Origin of the sequence: Mesorhizobium sp. WSM3866 (genome assembly GCF_002294795.1) — a bacterium.
Lineage (GTDB): Bacteria > Pseudomonadota > Alphaproteobacteria > Rhizobiales > Rhizobiaceae > Mesorhizobium.
On record NZ_NSGC01000045.1, the window covers coordinates 1 to 2143 of the forward strand.

At 62.6% G+C, this 2143-nt stretch carries 1 protein-coding gene; it reads right to left on the reverse strand.

All coding sequences use genetic code 11. The features are described from left to right. Positions 1-2130 (reverse strand): CheR family methyltransferase (locus CK222_RS31310; RefSeq protein ID WP_176477815.1); only part of this gene is annotated, 2130 nt, incomplete at its 3' end. Positions 2131-2143 lie beyond the last annotated feature (13 nt).

Genomic DNA, 2143 nt, shown 5'->3' on the forward strand with positions numbered 1-2143 from the left:
GTCGTCGTCTTCGGCGATCAAGATGCCGACAGGCACAAGATCCAGAACAGTCTCCAGGCTTTCGAGGCGGTTGCGCAGGTCGTGCGACAGCGCGCCGATTTTTTCTTCCGCCAGTGAAACCCGGGTGACGTCGACGAAGGTGACGACGACGCCTGCGATGACATTGTCAACGGTGCGGTAGGGCAGCACGCGCATGACGTAGCGCCTGTCAGTTTCGGTGCCCTCGACCTGCCGCTCGATGGTAACGAGCCGGTTTAGCACCTGTTCCATATCCGCCTGCAGCCCATCGGCGGGAAAACGCGGACGTACGTGGGCCAGCGGCCGGCCGACATCACTTTCGACCAGCCTGAACAGATCGCGCGCCGCCGGAGTGAAGCTCTTTATGCAGAGGTCGCGGTCCACAAACACCGTCGCGATCTGTGTGCTTTCGAGCAGGTTGGACATGTCGTTGTTGGCGCGAGTGAGCTCGTCGACGCGGATGTTGAGCTCGGCATTGATGGTGTGCAGTTCCTCGTTGATGGATTGCAGTTCTTCCTTCGAGGTTTCCAGTTCCTCGTTGGACGATTGCAGCTCCTCGTTGATGGAGGACAGTTCCTCGTTGGAGGACTTCAACTCCTCATTGGAGGATTCGAGCTCCTCTGTCGTGATCTGCAGCCGCTCCCTGGTCTCTCGCAGCTCCTTTTCGAGCTGGCTGACATTGGCGCTTTCGACATCGTCGGTCGTGTGGACGGGCTCGTCCTCGGTCTCCGCCTTGATGCCGCCGATATCCCGGAAGACCAGCATGTAGAGTGGGTCCGTCCCGCCCTCGGCCGGCAGCGGCTGCACGGCGAGGCTGATCGTTTGGCGGCCGCCATTGGTACCGACGGCAATCTTGTTCTGAACCGCCATCTGGCCGGTGCTGACGGCTTTGTGAAGCGCAGCCCTCAGATCCATGCGCAGACCGCGCCGCGCCATGGAAAAAACGTTGTGGTCGGGAGCGCCGGCGGCAAGTTCCAGATATTTTCCTGTCCCGCCCGAGCTGTGCATCAGTTCGCCGGCGGCGTTGACGACCACATAGGCCGGCGCATAGCGCTCGACCAGGAAGCGTTCGGCAACCTCTTGCAGGGTTCCTGTCGTTGCGCGCGGGCGTGTGCTCGGAACAGCCTGCCTGGCGGCGGCGGCAAGCGGGAATTCGGGCAGGCGCAGGCGCTGGCCGACCCCGCTGCGCTTCTGGAAAATGCGGGTCGGCTTGTCGATGGTCGAGAACAGGCGCGCATGGCGCGTGACGTTCTCGGACGAGCCGAGGAAGAGATATCCGTTGTTGCGCAACGCATAATGGAAGATCGGGATGATCTTCTCCTGCAGCTCCGGCCCCATATAGATCAAGAGGTTGCGGCAGGCGATGAGGTCCAGCTTGGAAAACGGCGGGTCGCGCAACAGATTGTGCGCCGAGAACAGGCAGGCTTCCCGCAACTCGGCGGAAACACGATATGTGCCGTCCTCGCGCGAGAAGAATTCCTTCAGGCGCTTCGGCGTGATGTCGCTTGCGACGGTCGCCGGATAGCGGCCGGCGCGCGCCACTTCCAGCGCACGCTCGTCGATGTCGGTGGCAAAGATCTGCAGCTTGGGCGAGGCGGCGCCGCGCGGCGCGTTCTCCCTCAAGAGCATCGCGATCGAATAGGCTTCCTCTCCGGTGGCACAGCCAGGCACCCACACCCTGATCGTCTCGTCCGGCTTGCGGCCCTCGAAAAGCTTGGGGACGACGAAGCGTTCGAGCGCATTGAAAGCCTGCGGGTCCCGGAAGAAGCTGGTCACCCCGATGAGCAGGTCCTGGAACAGGAGATCGACCTGCTGCGGCTCGTCGCGCAGCCGCTCGTAGAAAGCCGTGGGATCGTCGATCTGCAGCACCTGCATGCGGCGCTGGATGCGCCGCAGGATCGTATTGTCCTTGTAGCCGCTGAAGTCATGGCCGGTACGCATGCGCAGCAGTGCCGCGATCCGCGAAAGCTGTTCGGCTACCTCGCGCTTGCGGCGGTCCCGTTCGCTTTCATCGCGGTTGGCGTGGCTGAAATAGCCGACGAGCTTCTCAGCCATCTCCTCGGCCGGCAGCACCATGTCAACCAGGCCGCTCTGCACGGCGCTGCGCATCATGCCATCATATTCG